Source organism: Faecalibacterium sp. An122, from assembly GCF_002160895.1.
Lineage (GTDB): Bacteria > Bacillota > Clostridia > Oscillospirales > Ruminococcaceae > Faecalibacterium.
On record NZ_NFLL01000001.1, the window covers coordinates 401,580 to 428,562 of the forward strand.

At 50.3% G+C, this 26,983-nt stretch carries 27 protein-coding genes; 16 read left to right on the forward strand and 11 right to left on the reverse strand.

The window, feature by feature from the left end:
* The first annotated feature begins 386 nt into the window (after positions 1-386).
* The 7 genes from B5E67_RS01845 (at position 387) to B5E67_RS16075 (ending at position 8,592) form a co-directional block, all read left to right on the forward strand.
* Complete coding sequence (locus tag B5E67_RS01845) at positions 387-1,022, forward strand: TetR/AcrR family transcriptional regulator (protein WP_087382232.1); 636 nt, start codon at positions 387-389, stop codon at positions 1,020-1,022.
* A 420-nt stretch (positions 1,023-1,442) separates the two neighbouring features.
* Positions 1,443-2,534: an ankyrin repeat domain-containing protein gene (locus B5E67_RS01850; RefSeq protein ID WP_204246510.1), complete on the forward strand. Its 1,092-nt coding sequence runs from the start codon at positions 1,443-1,445 to the stop codon at positions 2,532-2,534.
* A 12-nt stretch (positions 2,535-2,546) separates the two neighbouring features.
* Positions 2,547-3,395, forward strand: coding sequence for a DUF2262 domain-containing protein (locus B5E67_RS01855; protein WP_087382235.1), 849 nt, complete (start codon positions 2,547-2,549; stop codon positions 3,393-3,395).
* A 52-nt stretch (positions 3,396-3,447) separates the two neighbouring features.
* Entirely contained in the window at positions 3,448-3,774 is a 327-nt protein-coding gene (locus B5E67_RS01860) for a DUF5713 family protein (RefSeq protein WP_087382239.1), read from the forward strand.
* Positions 3,775-3,918: 144 nt separating this feature from the next.
* Positions 3,919-4,902 (forward strand): hypothetical protein, encoded by a 984-nt coding sequence (locus B5E67_RS01865; RefSeq protein ID WP_087382243.1) that lies wholly within the window; start codon positions 3,919-3,921, stop codon positions 4,900-4,902.
* A gap of 18 nt (positions 4,903-4,920) precedes the next feature.
* Positions 4,921-5,406 (forward strand): hypothetical protein, encoded by a 486-nt coding sequence (locus B5E67_RS01870; RefSeq protein ID WP_087382250.1) that lies wholly within the window; start codon positions 4,921-4,923, stop codon positions 5,404-5,406.
* 42 nt (positions 5,407-5,448) lie between these two features.
* The gene (locus tag B5E67_RS16075) at positions 5,449-8,592 is read left to right on the forward strand and encodes a suppressor of fused domain protein (RefSeq protein WP_343286507.1); all 3,144 of its coding nucleotides are present in this window, start codon (positions 5,449-5,451) and stop codon (positions 8,590-8,592) included.
* On the opposite strand, the gene B5E67_RS01880 is transcribed toward B5E67_RS16075, so the two are convergent.
* Entirely contained in the window at positions 8,582-8,821 is a 240-nt protein-coding gene (locus B5E67_RS01880) for a hypothetical protein (protein WP_087382252.1), read from the reverse strand. The two genes, B5E67_RS16075 and B5E67_RS01880, sit on opposite strands and share 11 nt — an antisense overlap.
* 95 nt (positions 8,822-8,916) lie before the next feature.
* Here B5E67_RS01880 and B5E67_RS01885 point away from each other — a divergent pair, with 95 nt between their 5' ends.
* Positions 8,917-9,669, forward strand: coding sequence for a hypothetical protein (locus tag B5E67_RS01885; protein ID WP_087382255.1), 753 nt, complete (start codon positions 8,917-8,919; stop codon positions 9,667-9,669).
* Between the two features lie 414 nt (positions 9,670-10,083).
* On the opposite strand, the gene B5E67_RS01890 is transcribed toward B5E67_RS01885, so the two are convergent.
* The 3 genes from B5E67_RS01890 to B5E67_RS01900 all read right to left on the reverse strand — a co-directional run bounded on the left by B5E67_RS01890 (position 10,084) and on the right by B5E67_RS01900 (position 12,212).
* A complete protein-coding gene (locus B5E67_RS01890) occupies positions 10,084-10,881 on the reverse strand; it encodes a DUF4097 family beta strand repeat-containing protein (protein ID WP_158098836.1) in 798 nt (265 codons plus the stop codon).
* Positions 10,882-10,917: 36 nt separating this feature from the next.
* Complete coding sequence (locus B5E67_RS01895; RefSeq protein ID WP_087382261.1) at positions 10,918-11,364, reverse strand: hypothetical protein; 447 nt, start codon at positions 11,362-11,364, stop codon at positions 10,918-10,920.
* 77 nt (positions 11,365-11,441) lie between these two features.
* Entirely contained in the window at positions 11,442-12,212 is a 771-nt protein-coding gene (locus tag B5E67_RS01900) for a DUF4097 family beta strand repeat-containing protein (protein ID WP_087382264.1), read from the reverse strand.
* Positions 12,213-12,705: 493 nt separating this feature from the next.
* On the opposite strand from B5E67_RS01900, the gene B5E67_RS01905 reads away from it, so the two are divergent.
* Both B5E67_RS01905 and B5E67_RS01910 read left to right on the forward strand, forming a co-directional pair.
* On the forward strand, positions 12,706-13,422 hold the full coding sequence (locus B5E67_RS01905) for a LytTR family DNA-binding domain-containing protein (protein ID WP_087382267.1): 717 nt from the start codon (positions 12,706-12,708) through the stop codon (positions 13,420-13,422).
* Between the two features lie 197 nt (positions 13,423-13,619).
* The gene (locus B5E67_RS01910; RefSeq protein WP_158098837.1) at positions 13,620-14,717 is read left to right on the forward strand and encodes a GHKL domain-containing protein; all 1,098 of its coding nucleotides are present in this window, start codon (positions 13,620-13,622) and stop codon (positions 14,715-14,717) included.
* Positions 14,718-14,897: 180 nt separating this feature from the next.
* Here the strand turns inward: B5E67_RS01910 and B5E67_RS01915 are convergent, their stop codons facing one another.
* On the reverse strand, positions 14,898-16,511 hold the full coding sequence (locus B5E67_RS01915; protein WP_087382274.1) for an ABC transporter ATP-binding protein: 1,614 nt from the start codon (positions 16,509-16,511) through the stop codon (positions 14,898-14,900).
* Positions 16,512-16,798: 287 nt separating this feature from the next.
* Between B5E67_RS01915 and B5E67_RS01920 the strand changes: the two genes are divergently transcribed.
* From B5E67_RS01920 to B5E67_RS01930, 4 genes are all read left to right on the forward strand, one after another.
* Positions 16,799-17,716, forward strand: coding sequence for a helix-turn-helix domain-containing protein (locus B5E67_RS01920; RefSeq protein WP_158098838.1), 918 nt, complete (start codon positions 16,799-16,801; stop codon positions 17,714-17,716).
* A gap of 687 nt (positions 17,717-18,403) precedes the next feature.
* Positions 18,404-19,048, forward strand: coding sequence for a YcxB family protein (locus B5E67_RS01925; RefSeq protein WP_087382280.1), 645 nt, complete (start codon positions 18,404-18,406; stop codon positions 19,046-19,048).
* Between the two features lie 47 nt (positions 19,049-19,095).
* A complete protein-coding gene (locus B5E67_RS15800; RefSeq protein WP_242956707.1) occupies positions 19,096-19,626 on the forward strand; it encodes a hypothetical protein in 531 nt (176 codons plus the stop codon).
* Positions 19,596-20,663: a sodium ion-translocating decarboxylase subunit beta gene (locus B5E67_RS01930; protein ID WP_242956708.1), complete on the forward strand. Its 1,068-nt coding sequence runs from the start codon at positions 19,596-19,598 to the stop codon at positions 20,661-20,663. The genes B5E67_RS15800 and B5E67_RS01930 overlap by 31 nt, the downstream gene beginning before the upstream one ends.
* Positions 20,664-21,200: 537 nt before the next feature.
* Here the strand turns inward: B5E67_RS01930 and B5E67_RS01935 are convergent.
* From B5E67_RS01935 to B5E67_RS01960, 6 genes are all read right to left on the reverse strand, one after another.
* Positions 21,201-21,521 carry a GNAT family N-acetyltransferase gene (locus tag B5E67_RS01935; RefSeq protein WP_087382283.1) on the reverse strand — a complete coding sequence of 107 codons (321 nt, stop codon included), beginning with the start codon at positions 21,519-21,521 and terminating at the stop codon, positions 21,201-21,203.
* Between the two features lie 63 nt (positions 21,522-21,584).
* Positions 21,585-23,276: a recombinase family protein gene (locus tag B5E67_RS01940; protein WP_087382287.1), complete on the reverse strand. Its 1,692-nt coding sequence runs from the start codon at positions 23,274-23,276 to the stop codon at positions 21,585-21,587.
* A 116-nt stretch (positions 23,277-23,392) separates the two neighbouring features.
* A complete protein-coding gene (locus tag B5E67_RS01945; protein ID WP_087382290.1) occupies positions 23,393-23,659 on the reverse strand; it encodes a DUF6870 family protein in 267 nt (88 codons plus the stop codon).
* A gap of 126 nt (positions 23,660-23,785) precedes the next feature.
* On the reverse strand, positions 23,786-23,986 hold the full coding sequence (locus tag B5E67_RS01950) for a hypothetical protein (protein ID WP_087382293.1): 201 nt from the start codon (positions 23,984-23,986) through the stop codon (positions 23,786-23,788).
* Positions 23,987-24,320: 334 nt separating this feature from the next.
* Positions 24,321-24,743: a sigma-70 family RNA polymerase sigma factor gene (locus tag B5E67_RS01955; protein WP_087382297.1), complete on the reverse strand. Its 423-nt coding sequence runs from the start codon at positions 24,741-24,743 to the stop codon at positions 24,321-24,323.
* A gap of 492 nt (positions 24,744-25,235) precedes the next feature.
* Positions 25,236-25,706, reverse strand: a complete 471-nt coding sequence (locus tag B5E67_RS01960; RefSeq protein ID WP_087382300.1) for a hypothetical protein — start codon at positions 25,704-25,706, stop codon at positions 25,236-25,238.
* A gap of 114 nt (positions 25,707-25,820) precedes the next feature.
* Between B5E67_RS01960 and B5E67_RS01965 the strand changes: the two genes are divergently transcribed.
* Positions 25,821-26,369 (forward strand): PadR family transcriptional regulator, encoded by a 549-nt coding sequence (locus B5E67_RS01965; protein WP_087382303.1) that lies wholly within the window; start codon positions 25,821-25,823, stop codon positions 26,367-26,369.
* Positions 26,370-26,456: 87 nt separating this feature from the next.
* Positions 26,457-26,813: a helix-turn-helix transcriptional regulator gene (locus B5E67_RS01970; RefSeq protein ID WP_087382306.1), complete on the forward strand. Its 357-nt coding sequence runs from the start codon at positions 26,457-26,459 to the stop codon at positions 26,811-26,813.
* The last annotated feature ends 170 nt before the right edge of the window (positions 26,814-26,983 follow it).

The following is a 26,983-nucleotide window of genomic DNA, read 5'->3' on the forward strand; positions in this document are numbered from 1 at the left end:
CAGGATATTTTCCTCCAACTGTTTCCGCTCTTCTTCCCGCAGGGGCGAATTTTTGCCTGCAAACTCCGGGCCAATGGTGAGATGCTGCAACATAGGGCGGGTGCTATCCCGGTAAGCCGCAGCAGGTTGGATGTAGTAGTCGAAACCATAGCGGGTGTGGCAGTAAGTACAGACATTCTTGGTCTGCTGATGTACAACCTTAACATATATGCTTTTTTAGTACGGGGATCGTCAGGCTAAAGCGCTTTTGATTCTCCTAATGTTATTCTTGGCTTATTTCAGCAGCAACTTATTTTTTGAATTGACTTGCTTTTCCATCCAGCTTCGGTATAATATCAATAAAGACTATTTTTGAATTTTGTACTTTATCAAGGTGGTGACGGCTTATGGCACGGAAAGCCTATTCAGAACAGGAGCGGGAGCAGGTAAAAGAGGCCTTGATGGTCGCTGTACTCCAATGTATTGTGGGCCGGGGTCTGATCCACAGCAGCATTGAAACTTTGTGCCGAAAAACAGGTATCTCCAAAACCTTTTTCTACAGTCTCTTTGCCTCCAAGGAGGAACTGGTGTGCCAAGCCCTGCGATATCAGCAGCCCCGGCTGCTGGATTACGCGCGGCATCTGATGAAAGATCCATCCCTCAGTTGGCGGGCAGGAGTGGAGACATTCCTGAAAAATTGCTGCTATGGAGCCAAAAGTGGGGTTGCCATTTTGTCCATTGAGGAAGAACAGCAGGTTTACCGCTGCCTTTCCGAAGAGAATTTCCAGGCATTCCGGCGGGATCAGACTGTTTTTTATGGCAACCTGCTCTCTATCTTTGGCCTCCCGGCAGACAGCATAGACCCCCGTCTGTTTGGCAATCTGGCTCTAGCCATGATGATGGTCCACAAGGCCATCCCCGACACCATGCCCTTTCTTTTCCCGGAAGTGGCGGAGGAGATGGTGGACTTCCAGGTCAAGGCTCTAGTGGATGAGATGCAGCATATCAAAGAGAATATGCCTCGGGTAGAACAAGATGATTAGAGTTCAATCTCCATGTCTAAACGGACACAAAACAACAGAATACTCTCAGTCGTACAAGGAACGCTGCCCTCGGACAAATGTCCTTGGTTTTGTGCGGCCTTTTCGCGCCCTGTGTCAGTCTGCCCCAATGGCAGGCTGATGCGGGGCGTTTCTTTTATTTCAAAAGTTAGAGCTGATACTGGACGGTGCATTGTATCTCTGCTGTACCAGCAAACATGAGAGGAGAGCATTACATGAGTCTACCAAAACGAAATAGTGCGGACGGACGCTGTCACTGGATGAATCCCGAGGTACAGGAAGAACTGCAACCGCTCTTTGACCAGTGCATCCAGGATGCGTCAGAAAGTTGTGGAAGCAGCGCCGGAGGAACTGAAGGAACGGTATCCGGAAATTTTTCAATAGGATGACAGGAGGATTCGGATGAGTGAAGTAAGTTACTTAAATGTACCTTCCATGATGGCTGCCATCCAAAGCGGCGACATAAAGGCGCTTGGTTCCCTGCTTCATGCAGGGCACTCTCCCAATGAACCGCAGTGCTATCAAGTCATGATTGGAGAGTGGCCCCGGGATGGCGAAGCCTTTCCGCTGGAACTGGCTGTGCTGGAAAATCGGATGGACATGGTGCAGCTCCTGATCGAATCCGGAGCAGATTTGACCCATAACCCAGAAGAATCACTTTATGGCTCCCTGCGCAGCCAAGATCTGACCCTATTTTCCTTTTTGGTAGATGCGGGAGTCAAAATCCCCGCAGGGCAAAGGGATATATGCAGGCTGTTTCTCCACTTGGTGGATCGGCATGAGCCTAACGTGCTCCCCATTTTGGAAAGGCTGGACATGGATTTGAAACAATACGGCGGTGAAGCCCTGCGCAGCATGGCAAGCCATGGGAATCAGCTGCTGGTGGAGTATCTGATTCAAAACGGGGCGGACATTAACTATCACAAGCCAGATATGGTGTTTCCTTACGCTTCCACACCTGTCACAGAAGCGGCACGGCACAACGATTTTTCTATGGTGCGCTGGCTTGTGGAGCAGGGTGCAGACATCACCATCCCGGATAAATACGGCGACCGGCCCTACACCGTGGCAGTGAAGAACAAAAATCAGGAAATGGCCGCCTACTTAAAAGCTCTGGAGCCGGAGAAATGGCACAACGAACAGGAAAAAGCACGTCAGCTCATACCTTACAAGTTGCCTGCCAAGCTGGTGGAATACTTAAAGACCGGCCCCTTGCGTCTGGAATTTCCGGAGTGGGAGCTGGTGAAATGGGCAGAACTTTATCCCTACATGGATATTCAGGAGATGACCTGGAAACGAAAAAAGCTGCTCTCCCTCATGGCGAAGATGGACAACTATAGCGATTACCTGCTGCTGTGGAACCCCAGGGACAAAAAACTTTGGTATCTGGACATCGAGCATAAGGAGTTTCATCCGTTAGCCAAATGGGAGGAATTTATCGCTGCTCCCGGAAAATATCTCAATGGAATGATTGAGGGCGAGTTTGAGGAATAAGGAGAGAACGCAATGTTTGAGGAATTCTATCAAAAATACGAGACTGAGGAGCAGGAAGTGATTGCCCTGATTCGCAAGTGCATTGGGGCTGGGTGCCATAAGGGTGACAGCGGCAACTTTTGGGACATGACCGCCATGACACTGGGCATGGTGTTCTGCAACACCGGCAAGGTCAGCATCAAAGAAGGCCGGCTGGAGTGGCCGGTTACGGAAGCGGAACGCAACAGTGAAAAAGGCTGGGGACGTTTGCAGCCAGGGCAGATTTGCCGTCTGAAGGTGCGCAGATTGCTGGATGGGTTGGTACCTGAACATACCACTCCGGATCAGTTTAACAGCTGGGCTGTTATAGATGTACTGGAGCCTTCTGTCCCCTGCCCTCCGTTGGAGGCAGTATGGGAGGAATACCAGAAGCCCGTGAACATTAAGGATGAAGTCCTGGGAACTCTGAAGCTGAACCGGGATTTTGGGCTGCTGGATGGCGAAATCTTGTGGAACGGAGAGAAAGTTTCCCTTGCTCTAGAAATTGACCTGGAGGACGAAGAAACCTGGGATACCGCCCGCAGCTTTGCCCGCAAAGTTATGGCATCCTGCGAAAGCTGGGACAAGTCCATGCGGGAATTTGCGGCAAAGGAACTGACCGAGTCGGCCAATGAGTGGCTGGCAGATGACGATGAGAAGGAAAATGCGGATCCTATTACAGAAGAAGTATCTGCCCAGCGCATTACTTTGTCAGAATTGGTCCTTACTTACGAGGGTGACCTTACAGCCTATTTTGATGATGACGATATGTTCTGGGGACACACTGTTGAGGTCGGCGGATCTCTGGAAAATGGGATAGAGCGTGCCAATATTGCGGGATAACGGTTGCATAAGACATACAATCTGATATTTGAATGCGAAAGGAGAAATCACAATGAAAGCATTTGACCCGAATTACAAACTGCTGGACGAGATGTACCAGGATGATTACTATCCAGTTTTTCTGGTGGACCAGGTAAAGTCCCAGCTCCAGAAGGTTATCGACCTGCTGGAGAGCGGCGAAACCGACACCGAAGTGATACAGAAAAATCTGGACGAGGCGGTCTGCGGCATCAATAACCTCCAGGACGAATTTTACGAGAACGACAGCGAGATTGAAACGGTGGCCCGAGATTGTATTGGAGACACCGTTGCCTACATTCTGGAGTGGTTCGGTATCCCGATTGATATGGAGGAGGCCATCCGGGAACGGGACTGGTGATTTTTCAGTGCTTTGACCACATGGCTGTCGCTATGATGTGGGAATTGGGAAAAGGAGAAACTACCTATCCTCCAAGCCAGAACAAGTGCTGCTGGTTCTGGAACGGTGCGGTATCAAGTCAGACTTGCTGTGAGGTGCGCTGCTATGAACGAAAATCTATTTCGTCCACAATTTGACCGATTGAAACGGTCTGATAAGCTCCGGCTGATGCAGGCTCTGGCAACTCGTTATCATTTGACATTCAAGGAACTGTATGCCTTTTCCCGCTGGGGGCAGAGCTGCACCACCGGTGTATTTGAAAAGTCGGGCCGGGAGTTTGTCTTTGTCCCAGGCGATACCGTGACGCTTGGTTGGGAGGGCTTTGCCCAAGGGATGGACAAGGCTAATCTAGAGGAACTGGCGGGTCTTTTTGCAGAAATCGAATATGAGGGCACTGCGGAGGATTTTCTAAGGCAAGGCATGGCCCCGGTACGCCAGGTGACCATCGGCCCCATGCTGGTGGGCCGCAAGCTTGAAGAAATCGGCTGGGAAAGCGTCCCCATAAACGACCCTCGCATTGCCGCCCACCCAGACTGGCTGGATGCGTTGCAGAAGTTTGCGGACCGGGACGGCCAGAGCCTTGAGATCCACGAGACGATCCGCTTTGAACGCAATGGCGATGCCTGGCAGGCGTGGCTGTGCCATCCGGTGACCTATCCAAAATTTCTGCTATCCCTGGTATGGGAGCTGGCAGCCACCCTCCCCACACCGGACGAGTGGGCCTATCTGTGCGGGGGCGGATGCCGCACCCTGTTTCCCTGGGGGGATGGGCTGGATCATTCTATGCATCTGCACCATTTCGAAAGTGAGGAAGATCAGGGCAAGCCATACGACATGGAACAGCCCAATTTCTTTGGTCTATCCATCGCCTACGACCCCTACAAGCGGGAGCTGGTAGATGGAAAAACATTGACCACCTGCGGCGGTGATGGGGGCTGCAACATCTGCGGCGGTATGGGTCCTCTGCTTGGATATATGCCCTGTTCCCCCCACTGCAAACCGGAGGTTTGGGAGGACAACGAGATCCACAATGACTATGATTTTTTCCGCCCGGTGATCCGGGTGGATCGGGAAATAAAATTTCAATAAAACCAGGAGGATACAACCATGGGATTTTTCAGCAAACTGTTTCAAGGCCCACAGACTGACATGGAAAAAAGCAACACAAACCGGCAGAAGATCCGCCAGATGTTCCGCCAGGCGGTGGAAAATGGCGACTCTTACCGGCTTATTGTGGGTTACACCGAAGATGTCAGCCGCTTCAACTATGGTTTTGTCCACGGCAGCAAAACCAAAATCGGCAACCTCATTGTCGGGTGGAACCAGGATACTCAGACCATTGTGGTTCTCCCCACCGTACCGGATCTTTCCGGCTGCGGTGGCCCCGTCTGTTACCGCCGGGATGAAATTCACAAGGCATACCGCAACAAATACCCCACCGACGCCTTCATCATTTATCCTGACCGTGGCAGCTATATTGCTATCAATGCCTATGAGTGGCTGGACGACGAAAGCCTCTATATCTATCTGGAACAGAAGGAAGAACTGGAAGCATTCACAGCCTTCTTTGTGAATCAGTTCGCCAAAAAGTAAGACCGCCGTCAAAAAAGGCGATGCTGAAAAGGAGAATTTCGTATGGAACTGCTGAAACAATGCCAGCTGTGGTTCGAACAGAATGAAGTTCAGAAGATCATTGACACCCTGGAAGCCCTCCCCGCCGGAGAGCGCACACCGGAACTGGACAGTGAACTGGCCAAGGCCTACATTTCTATTGCCGAAATCGGAGCGGCAGGACATCCCCTCTACCAAAAAGCCCTGGACCTGCTCCAGCCCCACGAGGAGGAACTGGGTGAGGACCACTGCTGGAATTACCGGATGGCTTCGGCCTATTACTATCTGGATGAGGAAGGCCCCGCCCTGCGTTACTTTGAGCGAGCCCTGAAAGCCCGCCCCGGCGATCAGGACACCCAGCAGTATATCGACGCCTGTCGCCATTGTCTGGCCCTGCCCCGGTTTGACAAAAACTTCCGAGAAAGGACGCAGGAAGCCTGGGCCGCTTTTGCCCAGATTGAGGCCGAGCTGCGTCAAATCATGGATACTGACGAAACACACCAGCGCGGCGAAGAACTGATTGAAAAATGCGGAAACGCGCTCAAGACCGCTCTGTGTGATACTGCCTTTGAGCTAGGATTCAATGGCGAAATGTATGAACTGGTTCTCAGCCCGGAGGGTCTTCGGTCCCGCCTGTTTCCGCTGGTGTATTTCCAGCAGCAGGCACCGGCATCGGTGCTGGAACACTGGATTGTCCGGGTGGGCCGCCAGCCCTGTGAGGGCTTTATGCTGCGGGCCGGAGACATCGAAATCCGGGCCGAGGATGTCCAGATGTGGGTGGAACTCACCGACAATCAGCAGGTAAACCTGGTTCTTTCCTTTGAGAAGCTGAAGGGCCTTCTGCAGGAGGACGCCGACCGGGTGTGGTGGGCCCTCTCGATGCTGGTGGATCAAACCATCGGAGAAGTTTCCGCCATCGCCTTTGTTGCTGGGTTTGATGTTTATGCTCAGCCGAAAGATGAACCGGCCAAGCTCCTTTCCGAACTGCCGGAGCTGCTGCACTCCATGGGCTTTACCCTCTGGCGGGACGGCAGCGACTATCTGGAAAACCGTTATCTCACCTATGAGCTGAAACCGGTGCAGGACCCCGATGCCGACTGGCGGCTGGATGTCTATACTGGAAGCTGCCGGCTGCCGGTGCTTATCAACGACTATATGTCCGCCCGCAGTGATGTGATGGACGAATATCATCGGGACGGCATCGCGGCAGGGTTCTTCTGCTATCCCCTGTCCGGTTTTACCGGTGAGGAGCGAATCAAAACCATTCTGGAGTTCCGAGATGATCTGCGGGATGCTATTCTGCGGGAGGCAGGAGAGGAAGCCGTAACCTTCCTGGGTGGCGCTACCGGACTGTATCACGGTTATCTGGATTTTATCGCCTGGGATTTGCCCGCTGTGCTGACAGCGGCGCAGGCGTTCTTTGAAGAAAGCGGCCTGCCCTATGCCCACTTCCACACCTTCCGGCGGGATGTGGGCGGCGTGCCGCTGCTGGACGAAGAAGAACCAGAGCCTGATATTCATGATGACACCGGTTCCCTTCTTTCAGCTGAGGACATCCAAACCCTGGCATCCTTTGACGATGGGGTGTCCGGCTACTTCGGAAAAATGCTCCGCTGGCTGGAAGACTTCATCAAAAACGGCGTGGAAGAAAGAAGATTCAGCGAAAAACAGGCCCGCCAAGATTTGCAGATTGCTCTTTGGTATGCCTACGCCTGCAACAACCTGAACGACTATATCCACTACTACCGTGCTGCGGAATGGATGAAAGATTCCGAGCAAAATGCCGCAGGCTGCGGCACCTGGTACTATCGCTATTCGGTGGCCCTGATGTACTGCGGCAGGCTGGAAGAAGCACTGTACTATGCAGAACAAGGCGCCAAGGAGGAACCCGGCTACCCCTGGATCTGGCTGCAACTAGGCAAGCTGCGGGCTCACTTTGGAGACAAGGCCGGCGCGCTGGACGCTGTACAGCAGGGGCTGTCGGTGGAGCCGGGAGATTATGAATTCCTGACTTTGAAAAAGGAAATCGAGGCAGGGGCATCCATCGAGCAGATGGTGTATCACTGGATCAATGCAGACGCCGACCAGGCCCTCCAGCAGAGGCTGGATCAGGATGCAGACGACAAGGAACTGTCAGCCAACTGTATTCGGGTGGATCAGGCGGGCCTCGCCGCCTTTTACGAGCTATTCCACCCGGAACGCTATGGCTATCAGAAAAATGCCCCTTGCTGCGACTTACACTATCCGGTGCAGGGGCACCCGGTGGAACTCTCTTTCCGGATGAACGAAGCCGGGCTCTCCAAACTGGGTATCGATTGGCTGCAGCAGCTGAAAGAGCATTTGGACCGCGGCGCATGGCTGACCCACACCCCCGAAGGGGAACCGGAAGGAACCCTGGCGGCGGTCTTTGTGGACCAGACTCGCCGCATCGGGCTTTTCTATCAGCAGCCTGGAGAGGATCAATATTTTCAGATTTTCCTGAATCCAGACGGCACAAAGTCGGATGCCTTCTGGTCCTCAAGAAAAAACAGTGAGCCGGAAGTTTATTCGGGGGATGAGATGTCTGCGATAGAGCAGCACATCAAAAATACCTTTGGTGCCTTTGAGAATGTGTTCCATGAGCTGGTTTCTCCTGACATCCATGTAGACATCTGCGTTATTCCGCCTTCTGAGGAGCGAGACTATTACACGCTGGTGACGATGGGTATGGGTGCTCACCGGATGAATGTGCCCCAGGAACTGGCGGAATACAAGCTGGAGCGAGCGGAGCTGGCCATTGCTCTGCCGCCCGACTGGAAACTGGATGAGGAATCCCTGAAGGAGGAACAGTGGTACTGGCCCATCGGCCTCTTGAAAGTGCTGGCCCGCCTGCCCATTGCAGAGGACACCTGGCTGGGCTTTGGCCACACCATGGACAAGCAGTCCCCCTTTGCAGAGGACACGGAACTCTGTGCCGCCATCCTCGTCGGTCCGCAAGATGTTGTCTGGAACGGCGGCGAAGTCTGCACTTTGCCGAGCGGCGAGGATGTTAACTTCTACCAGGTGATCCCCCTCTACCGGGACGAAATGGAGTACAAGCTGGCCCACGATGCAGATGCCCTGCTGGACAAAATGGCGGACGTCAGCTTTGTGGTAGACCCCAACCGCCGGGATGTCCTTACCAGATGAAATGGAAATCCGATGCGGGAAAGAAGAAATTGCCGAAACTCAGCAGGTTCCCCGGTATGGGACTCTGATCTAAAATTTCTGTAAACAGACTGCGGCTGCGCGTTTTGCAAACGCTTTCTCCGGCCCCGCCGTCTATCTTATGTGTATGGTCCAGGGCCGGACTTGTACGAAATACAAAAAGAAAAGAGCCGGGTTTAATAACATGAAAGGTGATGAAGATGATCTCCATCCGTTATGCCATTCTCTATCGATTTTAAATGCGTGTCTATGCCATCCTCCATCTTCTACCCCAGGTTGTTCAGCGTCAATGGGAGGATATAAGAAATGAAATCTCTAAAAATAGTCTGTGCTGTGCTCATTGGCATAATAGCAGCAACTACAGCGGGTTGTTCTCTGGAAGTTGCATCTGATGTGCCGTCACAAGCGGTATCCTCTATACCTTTAGAAACTGAGAACGCTTCCGAATCCGAAAATCAAATTCAGCTTTACAGCTCTCCTTCTGCATTTTTGGATGAGGAACAATACGCACTTTTTGAAAAAGCGCAGAATATGGAGTATCCTCTCTGCGGGTTATCTGACAATTTAGGCATTTTACAATACAAGATCGAGGACGCGCCTTGTTTTGTGCCCTTGACCCAGAATACCCCTTCCTGCATGGAACAGAATGGGCACTTTTATAAGCTCTATCAAAATACATATCAGGAATTTGATGATTTTGTCCATTCTATTTTTACAGACCATTTTCTATTACAGGACTCCCTTACCCAAAAGTTCATTGACAGCGATGGCTGTCTAGCAGTATGTGATGACTTCGATTTAGAACAGATTCCTTATTATACCGGATATGTGTCTGACTTGTATCCCGATGATTTTTGTCCGCAGCAGTATTATTTGGTGGATAGCAGCACTTCCCAAGTGGACTTTGTCATGGTCGCCTACTACGATTCCCATGAAACCTATGACAATCACGAAACGTATTCCTATGAAGCCATGGAGAAGGTTGAATATCTGGTCCGAATGCTAAAAACAGAGAGCGGCTGGCGGATCGATGAGTATCATTCACCGGAGCTTGGCTAATACAAAAGCCGCCGCCTTTCAGTGCGTTCGCCCAGCACTCTGAAAGACGGCGGCTCCATTTTCATCTCCTGCCGTGGAAATACTTGTGAATTTGCCTGACCATCGGAGTTTCGGCCTCACCCGCCAATCCACATCTGCGCTGAAATTCCTTTGCGCAGCGCACGCCGTTTGGGATGGTTCTCACTTGCTCCGCAGGTACTTGATGCACGCCGTAATGACTGCAATGTGAAAAACAAATGCAGCAGTATTGGACAATACCGTCAGCACGAAACCAACCGCAACAAAACTCATAACGCCCGCCTCCTTGCTTCATTGGAAATGTCAAACAACAAGAGCTCAATGATAGCTCTCACACAGCATGTCAGCAGATGCCGGGCCATTCCGCCCGAAAACCTGCGCTTTGCTTTTCCCAGGTTACGGCCGGGCAACGGCTCCGCTGCTCCAGTTGAAGATCCCCGCCTCACTGGAATAGGCGGCCTCCACATTCTTGTAAGAAGTATGGCCCAGGGCAGCCTGGACGATGAGTTCATGGGCCGTCATATCTTCCAGGGAAACGCTGCCCACAACGTTGCTCACCGTCAGCTGTCCGGAGGCGGTGACGTTCTTGACCACCACGCCGCCGACGGCGCCGTCGATCTCAGCGTTCCCAATCTGGGAGTCCCGCACAGTTACCTGACCGACAGCGCTGGCGGTGTTCAGCTGATCCGCCTGGATGCCGCTGAGCTCCACCGTGTTGACAGCGGATTCCGCCGTCAGCTGGGAAGCCTTCACCCCCTCCACCGAAAGGGTGCCCACCGCCAACGCCACCGAGAGTTCCTGGTACTGCTTTTGGGGCAGGGTGATGACCAGATCATGATCGGGCCGTCCGGAAACGGTTTTGCCGTCCATCCTAATCTTAAACGGGGACATGTTCTTCCCTTCGAATTCCTCCGTCGTTGTCTGGATGCTCAGCAGGCCATCCTCCACCGAAATGGTGTAGAGGGGCTTTTCGGTGGTGTCGGCGTAGTCCACCGTGATGTGGTCGGTGTCGGCGGTGCGGATGGTGACATTGGAGATCGCATCCTCTATGCTGATCCGGTCGATCTGCTGGGCCGTCTGGAACTGACGGGGCACAAGGTCGGCGTTTTCTTCTGCCGGGGGCGCAGCAAAGCCGCACAGCAGACCGGCGCAAAGCAGACCACAAAGCACTCTGGATACCCATTTCGTTTTCATCGACATGATACTTCCTTTCAGATTTTCTCTGTCTTTTTATTTGAGCCCGACTGCGGCATGCAGCCAGTTTGATCCATACCAATAGCTCCACTCCCGGTACATCAAAAAACCTGCAATCACCAGGAGCACAAGGCCGAGCACCATCCGCCATTCCATGCTTTTGATTTCATGGTCCAGAAAAAGATACTGCTCCCCTGTATGATTCACCTTGTTGTGACGGGAAAGCAGAACGAAAAACAACAAATGCATCCCCACAAGGAAAAACAGAACAATCAGCCTGTATCCCAACGGGGTCAGCGCCTGAAAGAAAAAGACGATACCCAAAACAACGTTTGCTACAACTTTGTGATAGCCTTCCTGAAAAGGGCAGCCCTTTTGGTAGCATCCATAGATGATTTTCAGATTCCAGACCGTGCAGGCAAGCAGAAACAATCCATAAAAAATCAGAAACGCCCCATACGCCTTTTCCGTCAGCTGTTCCATGAAACGACCTCCTCTTCCACCGGGATCCAAAGCGGCAGATCGGGTTTTCGTGACTTCTTGCTCGTCAGTCAGTTGCTTCAGCTTGCAAAATCAATGTCAACTATGCCAGTGTCCAGAGCCAGCTTCATTACCTTGCTGCCGGAAACAGTACGGGATGTCAGATTGCTAATGCCGTGCTCCATAGACTGTTCAATGGTATAATCGCTACTGCTCCCCAGCACGCTGCCCGTGATTTTGCCGGTTTCCACTTTGAAATCATATTCCAGGGAATCTGTATCATCCAGCGTGATATATCCCTTGTCAAGTTCTGCATCAAGACGATTTGATTTGGTCTGCGAAAGTTCGGCATAGCCGGCCTTTAACTGGATAGAAATATTTTGGGAAGAAAGCGAATCCAACTCAGCACATCCATTGGACGCATTGGTAATCGTGATGGATTCATATTGCTTTTGGGGCACCGTTATTTCCAGACGATACTCATCCTCACTTGAAAAACGCGAAGCCTGAATGGTTTGACCGGTCTTGTGGCTGGTTTTGGTAATAGTAACTGCTTCGCGTGGATTTTCTTTCAGTTTATCAATCACCAGCGTTCCATCCTTGACGTAAATGTCATATAACTTTTCCTCGGACGTGTCAGCGTAGCTGACCCGGATCTGGTCGCTCTCCCCCAGGCGAATGGTCACAGAAGCATTGTTTTCCTGGATGCAGATGGAGGTAATCTCTTCCGAAGTGGAAAACAGCCGCCTGACGGCCTGTACCTTCTCGGCTGCTGATGAAGGCAGGCTGATGCCTCCCATCACACCAAAGAGCATCACCGCGGAAATAAAAGATGCGAAGTGCTTTGACATACTGGTATCTCCTTTCTCAGGTTTTGGTCTGGTTGATATTTATGACACGGCGATGCCGTGTACCGTCCAGGATCAAACAGGCTGCTCACCGACAGGAACACGATATTGGCCGCAGTCTACTCTGTTTTGATCAGAGCCGGGATCTTTCTCCCTGGCCCCGGATATTCTTAGAAGTAGAAGCCTCGGCTTTCCCTGAAAAACAGGGTTCTGTCCGACCTTAGCTCGGACACAAGGAAAATCCGGGCTGAAGGAGCAGGACAATTTTTACCCCAGGGAAAACGCACGACTTCTGTTTTATATCATACCATAGTTTCCCATCATTTGGCATTTTTTGCAGCAAAAAGGCGGTAAAAGACGCAAACTGACTGTATGGGGATTTATCCCTATCCGCCCTTGTCTTTTTTCGGCTTACAATGGAACAAAAAACCGGCCTGCCGCTCCACTTGACAAGCTGGAGAAATCTGTGATATGAAAGAAACAGGAGGGATCAACTGTGAACTTTGTTGTTTGTGATGACGACCTGCGCTTTGCAGAAAGGTTTGCGCACCGCGTCCGGGATTTATGCGCCGAGCACAACTGGGAATGCTGCTGTCAGTGCGTGGATGGCCGGGCGCTGCTGGAGATGGATTTTTCTGCCATCGACGCTTTGTTTTTGGACATTGAAATGCCCGGCATCAACGGCCTGGATATTGCCAGTCAATTAAGGTCAAAATACGAAAACCTGATTCTTGTCTTTGTCACCGGATTCATCGAATATGCCCCCTCCGGCTACAAAGTGCAGGCTTTCCGTTATCTGCTGAAAACCAAAGTTGACCAGGAACTTCCCGAGTGTCTGGAGGATATGCATCAAAAGCTTCATGCCGACCGGGAGTCGATCTCACTTAAAACACCGGAAGGTAAAATTTGCGTACGACTGTCGTCCGTTGTCTATTTGGAAGGAACCCACAAAAGATGCACTCTGGCTCACCTGGATCAGATGGGCAAACCCGCCTGCATCCAGTGCAGCGGAACCCTGTCCTCCTATGCAAGCCAGCTGGACCACAAAGGATTTTTGAAAATCCAGCGCAGTTACCTTGTCAATATGCGCTACATCGAAAAAATATCAAATTATAAAGTCTTTCTCAAAACAAAAGAAATTTTAACCATGTCGAGACTCCGTTTCAATGAGAACCGCCAGAAATTCCTTCTGTGGAAGACGGAACATCTATGATCCAGAACGATAGTTTGATCAAGCTTGTTCCAACCCTTTTGGAAGGGTTGGCCTTATTTTATCTGGCAGGGCACATCTTCGCAGCAAAAGTCAGCCGGGCCAGGCGGTATCTGGCAAACATCTGCTTTTATCTGCTGGACTTCTGTATCGTTTTCCTTTTTCAGGACGGGCCATATATACCATTTATCAAGATTGCGATGATTTGCCTTCTGATTGTAGCATGGGCCAGATATGTCTATCGTGTTCCCATCCTCAACGGAATCTTCCTTGCCATCTTCCAGTATTCCTACTGGGCCGTTACCGATCTGCTCTTTGTGTCGATCGCTTCCATGATCTGGGGTGAGCTGACCAATATGCTGCAAAACCACTATCTGCCGTATCTGGTCATCAAGACGGCGGAACTGGTGCTCATTGTGGTGTTCTGCCACATCTTCCGTCGGCGTCAGGATATTTCCTGGCAGAGCAGCATGCGGATGCTGGCCTTTCCGGTGTGCATCCTGGGGGTTGTGTTTTATCTAGCTTCCATTGCGGTGGAATCTCCCTTGTATGCAGCCAGATTGCTGAACTGTATCCTGTTCCTGCTGATCGCAGATATCGGTTCCATCTATCTCCTGGGATATCTGGAAGAGCTGCAGTCCAGGGCCGAATTTGATCGTTCTTTCCGGCAGAATTTGCAGATGGTTCACCAGAATGTGGATTCCTGGAAAGATGCCTATCTGGAGCAGCGAAGCTATACCCACGACTTTCAAAATAAGCTGGCTGTTCTGCAGGGCCTTGCCAACCAGGCCGGGACGCCTGCCGAACTGCAGGCCTATCTGGATGAGCTGTTGCAGAATCAGCCCTCCTGTGCCTATTGTCTGGATACCCATCGGCCTGTAGCCGACGTCCTGCTGAGTCAGAAGCAGGCCCTGGCCAAGAGCTGCGGCATCCGGATGAAAATGAATCTGGATGATTTATCCGCATTCCCCTTGTCGGATGACGAGCTGGTGATCATCTTTTCCAATCTTCTGGACAATGCGGTGGAAGCATGCCGCAAAATACCGGATTCCCAGCAGCGCTGGATTCACTTCAAGGCAAAGGTGGAAGGCTCTACCGGCTATCTCTATGTGGAAAACTCCACCCAGGAACCGGTAAAAATCATCGACAACCGCATTGTTGCTTCCCGCAGGCACGATTCCCAGCTGCATGGATTCGGGTTAAAAAATGTGCTTTACGTGCTGAATCAAAACCACGGCGTCTATCATCTCAGCTATCACGAGGACACTCATTCGTTTCGCTTTGCTGCGCAGATTTGAAACGACGGCTTCAAGCCCTCTTTCCTTCCCATTTATACATTTATACTGGAACCTGCCCTGGTACAGAGCGCTGTTCCATGGCTTCTACAGGAAGTACCATTTGCTCTATCCATAGAAAAACCGGCAGTCTGTGCACAGAGAGGCTCAAACTGCCGGCTTTTCTTTGATTTCTGCGGCCTGTCAGGCAATGACAGATGCAGGCGTTAACTCGTACACATGATCGAACTGAGCTTTGCGCTCGTCGCTCAGGTAATGGCTGATGAGGATCAGGGTCAGGTCGGGGTTGGACAGCAGACTCTTCTCCACGATGTCAGCGTTCTTCTGGTCCAGGGCGCTGGTGCCTTTGTCCACAAGCAGGATGTTGCGGTTATGGATCAGAGCACGGGCGATAGCCACACGCTGTTTCTGGCCGCCCGAAAGGGCGCTGCCTTCTTCGCCCACCGGCGTATCCAGCCCCTGGGGCATATTGACAAGGTCACCTGCCAGGGCGCTGTCACGCAGTGCCTTTTCCATCTGCTCGTCGGTAAAGTGCTCACCCAGGGTAATGTTCTCACGGATGGTGGTATTGAACAGGAACACATTCTGTTCGATGTAGCTCATTTTCTGCTGGAGCTGCTCGGGCGTGTAATCCCGCACATCTCTCTCGTCATAAAGGACCTTGCCCTGGTAGCCGGGCAGCCAGCCCAGAAGAATCTTCAGCAGGGTGCTCTTGCCGCAGCCAGAGGGGCCGGTGAGAGCGTATTTGCCGCCCTTCTTGAATTCCGCGTTCATGTGAACCAGGATCGGCTTCTTTTCATCGTAGCCGAAAGAGACATCCTTGACCGTAATGCCTTCCTGCAGGGCAGGCAGGCCAAAATCAGGAAGCTGTGCCTCGCCGGCATGGACGGTAATCTTATCGAAATAGGGCTTGCTGGCCGAGAAGGACACTGCAAGTTTGGACACCTGGTTCAGTCCATTGTACACGCCAGCGCAGATGGTGCCGGTGCCCATAAAGGTGGCCAGAGGAATCATATCATTGAGGATCAGGACACCCAGCAGGATGACAACGGCCACCTGGCAGACGGCGCTGACATAGGCCAGACCACAGCCGATGCCGTCCTTGTTGATGGTCAGTTTGTACTTGGCCTGCTCCATGCTGTCGCTGGCTGCATCGACTCCGCTGGTAAACCGTTCATCCTTGCCAAAGAAGCGAAGCACATCGTAGCCTGCCAGCAGATCCTTGATTTTACTGACGCTGTCAGCCTGGCTGGCGGCACAGGCTGTGCCAACGGTTCCCAACCGTTGGCTGAACAGACGAGGAACGAAGATCATAACCAATGCGATGACCAGAGAAATCACCAGAAGCAGCCAATGAATGGATGCCAGTGCAACGATACCGAACACCACCTGTGCCGCAGAACCCATGATGGTGAAAAACGGAGTCCAGGCCATCTGCTCAATCTGGTTCACGTCGTTGGTAAACTGAGAGAGGTACTCGCCGCTCTCCTGCTTATGATACTCCTGATGGGTCTTGTGCAGCAGGCCCGCTGCCATATCCCGGCGCAAAGCATTGTTCATCCGGCGCACGGCCCGGCCCTGGAAGAAGGTCTCTGCAATCAAACAAAGGACCACGGCCAGCCAGGTCAGCAGAAGAAGAATGATCCGAATGGTGAAAGCCCGCAGATCACCGTCCAGCAGGCCCTGGGTAACCTGAATCTGTACCAGACTGGTGCAGACCTGCAAACCATAGGCAACAACCATACAGATGGAGGCCGCTGTAACAGCGGGCCAGCACTTTTTGAGATAATACTTCATGATTTCCACCTCTTCTGTGATCGTTCCATCTGTCTCTATGAACAGTGGATTGTGTTCTTTGCTCTTTCTGGTTCAAATTGTAGCACGCGGGATGAGGAATGAACATATCGTTTTGTGTTAGTGAATTGCCAAGCCCAATTTTTTTCAAAATCAGGCTCGGGTATGGTATAATAGCCATGAACAGGCTATTTGATCAAGAAGTGCGCGCGATGCACGGATTGGTTTTTGTCCGCCCCGGCGGACATAGTATAACGGAAGTCATTCATAGCGGAGGAGGAAACACAGCCTTGAAAAACGTCTTTCTGGGAGAATACATCAAGCAACGACGGCTGGACCTGGGACTGACCCAGGAACAGCTCTGCGAGGGCATCTGCAAACCCATGACCCTCTCCCGGCTGGAAAACGGCAAACAGACACCCAGCCGCAACCGGATCAATGTCCTGCTGCAGCGGCTGGGCCTGCCGGATGACCGCTATTTTGCTCTGCTGAGTAAAAATGAACTGGAGATGGAAGCGCTGAAAAAGGAGATCTCAGCTTGCGGGGTAACTGCAAAGACATCCGATGGTTTTGAAAAGCTCGCACAGCTTGAAAAAATGACAGACCCGGACGATCAAATCGCCAGGCAATATATTTTAAGTTTTAAAGTTTTGCTCGGACGCCTGGATGGTCGATACACGCCCAAAGAACAGATTGACCTGCTGATGCAGGCCATCCGGCTGACGGTCCCCCGCTTTGAGCTGGATCAGATCGAACAGTTTCTTTATTCGAGAGACGAAATTACAATGGTCAACCAAATCGGCCTTGCCTATTCCGATGACGGCCAAAATGAAAAAGCAGCTGAGATTTACGCCCAGCTGCTGCGGTATGTGCGCAAACATTTTCAGGAGACCATCACTTCCATTGGGGTTTTGCCGTTGATTCTTTATAATTACGCACGCGTTCTGGATTTGTGCGGTCGCTATGAGGAAGGCGCAGAGCTTGCACAGGAATGCAGGAAAGCCTGCATTCAATATGGGCATTATCAGGAACTGCCCCGGTGTCTGGAAATTGAAGCGGAATGCCGGCATTTTATGGGAGACGATAAAAGCAGCAGAGAACTGTACTACCAATCCTATTATCTGTGTAAGGTGATTGGCTATCAGGTTGGACTGGATGTTGTCATAAAGGAAGCCAAGGAATACCTGGGCATTACATTTGAAGATTAGAACTCCGTAGTCCCCAAACCTTTCAGCTCCGAGTATTATCTTTCTTCTTAGCCATATCAAAACGTAACATAGGTTCAGCTGCAAAACAAAGATCTGCTGCCAACCCATTAACTCAAACTTTGGGTTGTCGGCAGAATGAAAAAAGATCGGCTTGTCCGCCGTAAAAAATCCAACATAGCTTCCCCTTTCTCCATTAGCCACAGAAAAAGAGCACCCTGGTTCTAAGATGAATCAAGGTGCTCTTTTCAAATGGATTCAATTCGTGCAGCAATAAAATGGAGTTATTTCTGCCATGTATCCCCCTATGTTTATGCCTTCTATCAGCAAGTTTGGCACTCCAAAAAGATCAGCAAGATGTTGGCAAGCAAAACCCTATAGCGCAAAAAGAATTTTATCTAGGTTGTTTTTTGATTTGAGGCAAATTCTGTTGTGGCAGGCGAACAGGATTTTCACCATCTCTTTCCCACCTCTTTAAATTATGATTCTACGCCATTTTTGCATTTATTAGTGGTATGATCGTGCAAAAATTTTCAATCTGTGCCCAAAAATGCAGTGCTGGTTCGTTTACAAGACAAAGAGAAATCTCTGGCCAAAATCAGCGGTATATGGCACAATAGATACAGCACCACATTTCCAGCAGATCGACTTGCAAAACGACACCGCCATACAACCCGGAAGGTGATAAAGATGAAATCCAGCCATTGCGACGATTCTTACCTGTTTCAAATCAGTTCCTATGATATCAGCCGCCTTCTGCCCCAGGTGAGCAAAGCACTTGAAAAAAGGTCAGAATATCTTTCCCGGCAGCGCTATCCCAACATGTGGCGTCACATTGACCGCCTTCCCTCCCCCTCTCAAAGACCCAGTCGGAGCCGGCTGCGCACCAGACTGTTCAGTGTCCTCTGTCTGGCGGCGGGGGTGATTCTGGTTGTGCCCGGTCTTATGGAGCCAAAGGAACTGTTGGTTCCCTTGGTGGCAGGCGCAGCCGCCATTGTACTGGGTATCAGCGGATTATGGGCAACCAGAAAGAACCGTGAAAAGCCATTTGACCGCTCAGCCAGGCTGCTTCTGGAAGGGAAAGATCAAACTCCGGAAAGTCCTGTTCCTGCTGTGTCTTTCTCGGATCAGGGAATGACCCTTTCAGAAAAAGGCAAGACAGAGTTTGTACCATACAGTGACTTTGAATCTGCATGGGAAACGGAAGACACTCTGCTTCTTGTGTTCGGGCAGCGCGTCACCCTTTTGCAGAAGCAGGATTTGGTACAAGGCAATGTTGCCAGCCTGTCCCGGCTGCTTTCTGAAAAAGTCACAACATACCAGTTCATGGATTGATTTCCATAGAAACAAAGATTCCACCGATAAAGAGAGGTTGAAACCAAATGGCACTCGCCTATCAAGCATTTTTGAAGAAAGGCATTGATCTGGCCCCCTTGGGTTGGGAGACCAATGGAATGTTCATTCCTTATTTCTGTACCCCAAAGGGAGCCAAGGTTCTTGGCTGGGCCGGTGTGGATGGAATCCACTACTGCATCATCCGCGGTTTTGGGGATATGATCTTTGCAGTCAGCCCGATGAACGTCGGAGATTATGTACATCCCATTGCCCGAAATTTTGAGGATCTGCTGCGGTTGCTTCTGTCCTGCACGGATATGGCCGCTCTGGAACAATGTTATGCATGGGATGAGGAACAATACAAAGCCTTCCTCATGGATTGTCCTGCGACACCAGATCAGCAGGCCGTGCTGGATGCCATCCGGTCAAAAACCAGCCTTGAACCAATGGAAGACGCCTTTCACTATGTAAAGAAACTCCAGGCAGAGTTCGATCTTTCTGCTATTCCTTATACCGAGGATTACTATGACGAGGACATGACCCCACCGTGCCAAAGGAAGCTCCTCAGTGGAAAGTAACCTTTGACGGCAGCTTCTGGGGCCATCCGAAGGGCCAGCGGCCCGGCAAAGAAATCGCCGTAAATATGCAGTTTGATTGGGCCGGGCGGCACTTGATCATCCCATCTGTTTATTCCTGCTCCAAAGGACTGGTGGTTGATTTCTGTATGCGAGTCGAGCCTGCGGACATCCTTGCCTTCATGGACAAGTGGCATCTGTGTGCAGATGCTGACGAAGAGCAGTTCACCCGGGAACAGCGGATGCAGATGGAGCTGGACAATCCCATGTGTATGGATTTCCGTCCAATCCTTCGGCTGAACGGCAAAGAGCTCCGTTTTTCCCATGGCTGCGAAGTGTCATACATTCCCTGTCTGCCAGGCAGATCTGCGGCCGAGGCAGAGCAGGATTCCAAGCAGGCGATTGCCCACTATCAGCTCGACACAGCGTTCGGATGGGTCATCCACCGCTTCAGCTATCCCTGGGCAACCAGGAAAAAGCCTGAGATCAAGCACCTGTCGGTAACCATGGTACAGCAGGAGGTTTCCATTCCCGGCCCGCATTTCCAGGTGGAAAAGCCAGGCGACACCTTCTCTTTCATTTACCCTGAAGGAGGTACGGAATACACCCTGACGGTACAGGAATACGAGAAGCAGGTTCTGGAAACCAGCCGGATGATGCAGGATATGGAGCATCCCACCCATTATTATTTTATGAGTTATACGGTCACGCCGGAATTTTCGGGTGGCGATCTGGATGTAGCGGACTGCTCCAACGGGGATCGCCCCAGACCAAAACCTTGCTCGAGCAAACCATTTGAACCTACCGTCCTCAACGATGCTCTTGTGATCGGCATCATCGGCGGATCCGATGGTCCCACTGCCATCGTATGCGGACAGCCTGCCGCCCAGGGCAAACTTGGCGCTGCCTGCTCCAGCCTGCATTTTGATCCCGTTGATCGTGTGGAATGGAGGCTCGTCTTCCATGAAAAGCGATACCAAGACAAAACCTTCGACATACAAACCGGATCCATGGCTGCCCCGGCCAAAAAGTCAGACTGATTTATCTGAAGAGATGTCCCATGAAAAACACAGCCATCTGGTTTGCAGTGTTGTCAGGGGTGATTCTTGCAATCACAATGCCGGCCATGGGAATCGGGAGTCTATCAGAGGTGAAATAGATAATTACTGCGATCCTCTCGATCGGACAGGTACAAGTCGGTGAAACCTGGCTGGCCGGATGGCTGTTGTGTGCTGTACTTTGCTTTGTGTTTTTATTGATCCGGGAAACCAGTCAGACACGCGCATCCGTTAAATATATTGTTTTCTGGTTTCTTGCTGCTGAATGTTCCAACGATTTGATCTGGGCAGCTGTCTACTACGGTAACCCCAGATCCATTCATTAAGACATTGCTGCTGTCTATGGCCTCATTCTATGGCCCTTCCTGGTTGTTTGGTGCTGCCCAGCGCCTTTCCAACGACCTAAACATCGGATGTTTTGCCAGTCACAATCAGATTGGGAAAAGAGTACTCTCCTTTCCTCATAAAGAACAAAGCGGCTCTAAACCCGAGGTTTAAAGCCGCCCTTTTCGTAAATTTCTATGTTGTTGGAACTTCTTGTCCTTTTTCGAGTTCACAGGTATACCATTCATCACCGACCGAACGAAATCCCATGGACAAGAACATTTTCTGACTTTGTGTATTGAATGAATAAATTCGTGCTTTGGCCTCTTTCAGCCCTTTTTCCTTGGCCAGCTCCATAATGTTCTTCACGCACCGCCGGCCTATATGCTGGTTCTGGTATTCCTTACAGACTACGATTGCAATCTCGCCGTCAGATCTCAAGGTAACATCTCCAACGAGGCATCCCCTATATTCAATATAATAGCAGTCTCCATGGGTGGACAGATAGCGGTACATCGCCCTCAGCTTATGAATGTTTCATATTAGGAAAACACACTGCCAGAAATGATGTGGCGGGCATCAGCCCGCCGCGGCGGGAATTTCAGAAATGGTAATTTCAATGTTAATTTCAATGTATTCGGCAATTCTGCGAAATTCGTCAGCAAACTTAAATTTCACGCTGATATTGCCATTTTCGTAAACCTTGATGTAGTTGACAAGATCAATGAGGATTTCCCGGTTGAGCGTTTCAATGCTCTGGTGTTTCTTAAAGGCCACCAGCGCCGGATGCTCACTGTCAACGCCGTTTGCCAGTTCTGCCCGTTCAGCGGTCAACCGTTCCAGCACATCGGAGAGTGTGCTCACTTGCCGTTCATAGTCGGCCTTCATAGTCCGGTAGTCCTGCTGGGTAATTTCCCCGTCTTTCCAGTCTTGATAAAGAGACTGTTTGTATCGGGTAATTTTCGCCAGTTCCTTTTCCTTTGCGGCAATCAGATCGTCCAGTCGGAATGACTGGCTTTTTTTGACTGGAGCCGAATTGATGCGGGCAAGTATCTCCGAATAGGAAACAGCCAAATGTACCTGTTGACGGACGGCAAACAGGACGGCGGCCTCCAGCCGCTCATGCTTGATTGAGTGCATGGAGCAGGCGGCCCGGGAGCGGTATTTGTAGGTAGAGCAGGCGTAATACACATTTTTCCCGCTCTGGCTCCGTGTAATGGATTTTCCGCAATCTGCACAGCGGAGAAAACCGCTAAACAGATGTAGCTCCTTTTTCCGTGGGGCCGTCCGGGTATCCCGCTTCAATAGGGCTTGCACCTTTTCAAAGGTTTCACGGTCTATAATCGCCTCGTGGGTATCGGCCACCCGCACCCATTCATCCTCCGGCACAGCCTCAATTTCATGTACCTTATAGCTTTTCACACGGCGGCGGCCCTGTACCAAATCCCCGGTATAAATAGGGTTGGTAAGAATGTTTGTAAGCACCCGATCCCCCCACATGGGATTGTCAGATACAGCGCACGAATATGGCAGACCTTTATTTTTTCGGTAGCTTGTCGGGCTGGGAATGCCGTGGTCGTTTAGGTGGTAGACGATAGCCCGTCTTGTTTCACCTTGCAAAGTCATGTTATAAATGAGCTTTACAATCTCGGCGGCCTCGGGATCGACAATCAACTGGTGTTTGTCTTTTGGATCTTTTATATAGCCGTAGGGGGCAAAGGAGCCGATGTACTGGCCGTTGCGCCGCTTATAGTCAAACACCTGGCGGATCTTCTTTGAAGTCTGATAGCAGTATTGATCATTCATTACATTTGTAATCGGAACAATAATGCTGGAAACGCTGTCCGGGTTGAGGTAGCTGTCCACATTTTCAGCAAGACTGATAAAACGGACACCCATCTGCACAAACAGGTTATCAATCAGACTTCCCGCATCACTGTAATTCCGGGCAAAACGGGAAAGGTCTTTTACCACAACACAGTTGATTTTCCCGCTCATTACATCGGCCAGGAGCCGCTGGAAATTTTCGCGGTTGGCATCCGTCCCTGTGTGTCCATCGTCCACATATTCGGAAACGCTTTCAAATTCCTCAATGTGCTTTTGATAAAAGTCATTCAGCAGGTCGCGCTGGTTTTTAACGCTGTTGCTATCGTCTTTTCCTTTTTTCAAATCTTCTTTGGAAAGCCGGATATATTCGCCCAGCCGCCAGCGCCGGATCGTATAAGAGGGAGAGAAACTCTGTTGAAACCCTCTGTTTTTTGTTCGTGACATTGTTCCTCCTTCCCTATCACATTACACTTATATTATAACTCTGTCCCATAGGGACAACAAGGATGGCTCCGCCTCGGGACACTTTGTCTCAAAGCTGGGGCGGGCCGCAGCCGAAGTCACAGCCCGCTTTTTTGCCGGATCAAATAGTCCGTCAAGGTGTCCTGCAAAGACGGCCCACCTTCCGCAAATTCAATTTTTACACCGACTCCGCCGATGTTGAAGCAGTACAGGTTTTTGGCAACTTGCAAAAACCTTATGACGCGCTCTTTGTGGGAAAGAGTGTTATCAAAGGTCATACCGCTCACATCGGGCAGAGACTCGGGGGAGACTGCGCCAATATCAACGCTTTTCATTCGTTCCAGTTCCTGTGCGGTTAATTTCACGGTAAAACCTCCTTTGTTCAGATTGATAAACGCCTCCCGGTTGTCCTGTGGGGAAACGCGAAAAGGCGGCACCGCATAAGTGCCGCCCTTTGGCCTGTCCTCACATCGGGACACAATGTCTCGAAGTTAATAGGGGCCGTTTTCGTAATGGTGCTGGGCCTCGTCCAGCGTTTTGAAGTCAAATACATAGTGAAGCTCACCGACAACGCGCCGGATGTCCTCGGGGGAAAAACCGCAGTTTTCCATCGCATAGATCACATATCCCCGGCAGGCGTTGTTGCTCCACGGCTCGACCAGCATAGCGGCCAATACGGGATCGTATTTCATTTTCTAATTCCCCCTTTGATAAAATTTAGGGAACGCCGCGCCCATTTCCTTGACCTGTCCAAAGACAACTATACTCGGCGCGGCGCCCCCTCGCAGACGAGAGGGCGGCCCGGAGGGACAGGCGGCCAGCCTGTCCACTGCCGGATCGTGGCCGTGGGATGGCCCGGCCCACTTGCGGCGCTGGTGTTGTTCGCTCATTTTCCTTTGGGAAAAGTCACCGCGCACCCACCGCCTGGCTCCCTGGATTGCGCTCGGGGCCGCCCTTGTTCATCTGCGGAGAAAAGAAAACCTCCTCTCATAAACCGAGACATTTTTGGATGATATTCGGACTGGTTCAGCGGGATTTTTTCAAATGTTTTTTCATGTTTTCCAAACCACGCTCCACAGCCCGCCGCACCGCGCTTTCGTGAACACCTTCCGCTTCAGCTACTTCAGAATAGGTCTTGCCAAGAATGACACAGGCATCTACACGGCGGCCCTGGGCTTCGGGCAGAGAGTTAAGCGCGTTCCACAGACGGATAAAGAGTTCCATCCGCTCCAAGAGCTCCTGGGGCGTAGGTTCATGCAAACAGGCCGAGTATTCAATCCCGTCCTCACAGTCCAGGGAATACTGCGCCTTGTGCCGGGAGAGCCGCCGCTGATAAGCCATCTCATGGCGGGCATCAGCCAAAAATACTTCGGCCACCTCGTCAGAAACCTCGATAAACTGATCCTGCGTGTACCAATAATAAAAATCTTTCAGATTGATGGTAGTCATTATAAACCTCCGTTTCGGTGTTGGGTGAACGAGTGACCGAAACGGGGACTGGCGGAGAGCGGCACCCAGGGGAGCCGCTCCGCACCTCTGGACAAAGTGTCCAGAAGTCGGACAAACAAAATGCGCCTGCGCGACACAAGGCCACACAAGCGCACGAAATTATACATTCATTTATGTACTGCCAAATTGCACATCCACCGCCGGACTGATCCTGTTCGGGGGATGAGCTTTTTTTGACAGGTTAGGGGGATGGAAAAGAGAAAAGGACACGGCGATACCTCCCGGACACCGCCGTATCCTTAAAAAAGGGCGACTTTAACACACCCCCCGTATTCTAATTTTTCAAAAAGAAAACGGCGGCTTGAAATTTGTTATTTCAAAACCGCCGTAAGGCTACTGTATTTTGTTTTGGCGCGTGATGATCCAGCCGCCGAAACAACGGTTTTTTTATTATCCCGTTGGGCGGTAAATCTTGTATGAGGTTTAGAAAAGTCAGAAAACTTCTATCTGTCCAGGATAATTCATTCCCTTTTCAATAAGAGGCCCTTTAGCTCCCATTGTAAAAGCGATGTCGCTACTACGAATGGACATTAACCGATCACCGGCTTTAAGATTAAGAAATTTCAGCGTTTTTTGGGGTAGCTGCACTGTTCCTTCTTTGGATAATGGAAGCCATGCATAGCTTCTTCCCTTATATGGAATAAACTGACCCGCACTACTTGAATGTTCCCCTGTCAATCCCGGCAAATCATCTATGATGTGCTTTAATTTTGAAGATGCTAACATCCTTTGATTTGTGACGCAAAAACCGCCAGTTATTTTACTACCAGTGAAAATAATGATTTCCGGTTCACTGGTCAAATTGTATTCAGATAGCGCCATTGTCGGAAAATGCATTGTCCCTTCTGCTCCTATTACCGACCATCCAAATACATATTTCCCGCCTTTGTTTAATTGCGGCATAGTTTTCCTCCTTTACATTCCTTGCTTTTACTGATATACTAAAGTTAATATGTAATTGTAGTACTCTATATATAGAGTACTACAATTCAAGACTAATGTCAAGGGAGTAAAACTATGCTTACGAAAACGGCAACTATTATTTTAGGGATAATCCAAAAACATCCAGTTAATGCGTATGAACTTATCAAAATGCTATCGCGCTTTCAATTAAAAGATTGGTATGATATTGCAGACTCCACAGTTTATGCAACACTTAAATCCTTAGAAAAAAAACAATATATCACTGGCAGAGTACAAAAAGATGGAAATATGCCTGATAAAACAGTCTATTCGCTAACCGATGCTGGCACGAAAGAATGGAATACAGCTATTAAATTTTTTCTTACTCATTTTGATTACGATCTTATTCCATTTATGATTGCGAGCTTTTTTGCCGAAAGTATTGGAGTAGGCGAAGCTATAAAGTGTTTGGAAGAACGCCTTGATTATTTGAAAAAAAATAGCAAAGGGCTTACAAGGCAAATAGAAGAATTGGAGGTGGAAAAGGATATTCCGTATTATGTCATCGGAAATGTGCAGCACAATGCGCTTATTGTTGAAACTGAAATCACAGTTACACAACAAATGATCGCCAAATATAAAAGCAGGCTTTTCGATCAATAATATGAAATAAAATACTACTTCAAGTCAAATTGCATTTCGTTCTCATAGGCTCACCCGAAATGTAGAATAATATAGGGTGATATGAGAATGTACCAATACGACAAACATCTTGATTTTCACGCCCTGGGCCGTGAGATCAAACGAAAACGGGAGGCAAAGGGCTGGACGCAGGAGTACCTGGCTCAGCTTGTGGATCGCACCCCGCGCTCCATCATGTATATGGAAAACCGGGGCCAGAAACCAAGCCTCAATGTTTTTTACCAGCTTGTCACCGTGCTGGAGATTTCCGTGGATCAATTCTTTTTCCCGGACAAGCTCAACGGAGAGAGCACCTGCCGGAAACAGATAGATGTCATGCTTAATTCAATGGACGAAAAAGAGCTGACCGTAATGAAATACACAGCAGAGGGACTGCAAAAAGCCCGCGAAACGGAGGATGCGTAAGAAAAGCGTGTACCTCCGTTTTTTTGCGCCATTTTCGGGGCTTGCACAAAACGGTTATACCGAAAGTTGGATTATCCCGAATCTTCAGAAAAAACCGCTTATTCACCAGCTTTTTATAAAAAGATTCGGGATAACTTTTCCATACTTTTAAGACACTTCCGCTGGGATTG

What these genes read in the sequence shown, in the direction of transcription:
- B5E67_RS01845 (WP_087382232.1), top strand. Translation starts at nt 387, where the DNA reads ATGGCACGGAAAGCCTATTCAGAACAGGAGCGGGAGCAGGTAAAAGAG.
- B5E67_RS01850 (WP_204246510.1), top strand. Translation starts at nt 1,443, where the DNA reads ATGAGTGAAGTAAGTTACTTAAATGTACCTTCCATGATGGCTGCCATC.
- B5E67_RS01855 (WP_087382235.1), top strand. Translation starts at nt 2,547, where the DNA reads ATGTTTGAGGAATTCTATCAAAAATACGAGACTGAGGAGCAGGAAGTG.
- B5E67_RS01860 (WP_087382239.1), top strand. Translation starts at nt 3,448, where the DNA reads ATGAAAGCATTTGACCCGAATTACAAACTGCTGGACGAGATGTACCAG.
- B5E67_RS01865 (WP_087382243.1), top strand. Translation starts at nt 3,919, where the DNA reads ATGAACGAAAATCTATTTCGTCCACAATTTGACCGATTGAAACGGTCT.
- B5E67_RS01870 (WP_087382250.1), top strand. Translation starts at nt 4,921, where the DNA reads ATGGGATTTTTCAGCAAACTGTTTCAAGGCCCACAGACTGACATGGAA.
- B5E67_RS16075 (WP_343286507.1), top strand. Translation starts at nt 5,449, where the DNA reads ATGGAACTGCTGAAACAATGCCAGCTGTGGTTCGAACAGAATGAAGTT.
- B5E67_RS01880 (WP_087382252.1), bottom strand. Translation starts at nt 8,821, where the DNA reads ATGGAGATCATCTTCATCACCTTTCATGTTATTAAACCCGGCTCTTTT.
- B5E67_RS01885 (WP_087382255.1), top strand. Translation starts at nt 8,917, where the DNA reads ATGAAATCTCTAAAAATAGTCTGTGCTGTGCTCATTGGCATAATAGCA.
- B5E67_RS01890 (WP_158098836.1), bottom strand. Translation starts at nt 10,881, where the DNA reads ATGAAAACGAAATGGGTATCCAGAGTGCTTTGTGGTCTGCTTTGCGCC.
- B5E67_RS01895 (WP_087382261.1), bottom strand. Translation starts at nt 11,364, where the DNA reads ATGGAACAGCTGACGGAAAAGGCGTATGGGGCGTTTCTGATTTTTTAT.
- B5E67_RS01900 (WP_087382264.1), bottom strand. Translation starts at nt 12,212, where the DNA reads ATGTCAAAGCACTTCGCATCTTTTATTTCCGCGGTGATGCTCTTTGGT.
- B5E67_RS01910 (WP_158098837.1), top strand. Translation starts at nt 13,620, where the DNA reads ATGATTTGCCTTCTGATTGTAGCATGGGCCAGATATGTCTATCGTGTT.
- B5E67_RS01915 (WP_087382274.1), bottom strand. Translation starts at nt 16,511, where the DNA reads ATGAAGTATTATCTCAAAAAGTGCTGGCCCGCTGTTACAGCGGCCTCC.
- B5E67_RS01925 (WP_087382280.1), top strand. Translation starts at nt 18,404, where the DNA reads ATGAAATCCAGCCATTGCGACGATTCTTACCTGTTTCAAATCAGTTCC.
- B5E67_RS15800 (WP_242956707.1), top strand. Translation starts at nt 19,096, where the DNA reads ATGGCACTCGCCTATCAAGCATTTTTGAAGAAAGGCATTGATCTGGCC.
- B5E67_RS01935 (WP_087382283.1), bottom strand. Translation starts at nt 21,521, where the DNA reads ATGTACCGCTATCTGTCCACCCATGGAGACTGCTATTATATTGAATAT.
- B5E67_RS01940 (WP_087382287.1), bottom strand. Translation starts at nt 23,276, where the DNA reads ATGTCACGAACAAAAAACAGAGGGTTTCAACAGAGTTTCTCTCCCTCT.
- B5E67_RS01950 (WP_087382293.1), bottom strand. Translation starts at nt 23,986, where the DNA reads ATGAAATACGATCCCGTATTGGCCGCTATGCTGGTCGAGCCGTGGAGC.
- B5E67_RS01955 (WP_087382297.1), bottom strand. Translation starts at nt 24,743, where the DNA reads ATGACTACCATCAATCTGAAAGATTTTTATTATTGGTACACGCAGGAT.
- B5E67_RS01960 (WP_087382300.1), bottom strand. Translation starts at nt 25,706, where the DNA reads ATGCCGCAATTAAACAAAGGCGGGAAATATGTATTTGGATGGTCGGTA.
- B5E67_RS01965 (WP_087382303.1), top strand. Translation starts at nt 25,821, where the DNA reads ATGCTTACGAAAACGGCAACTATTATTTTAGGGATAATCCAAAAACAT.
- B5E67_RS01970 (WP_087382306.1), top strand. Translation starts at nt 26,457, where the DNA reads ATGTACCAATACGACAAACATCTTGATTTTCACGCCCTGGGCCGTGAG.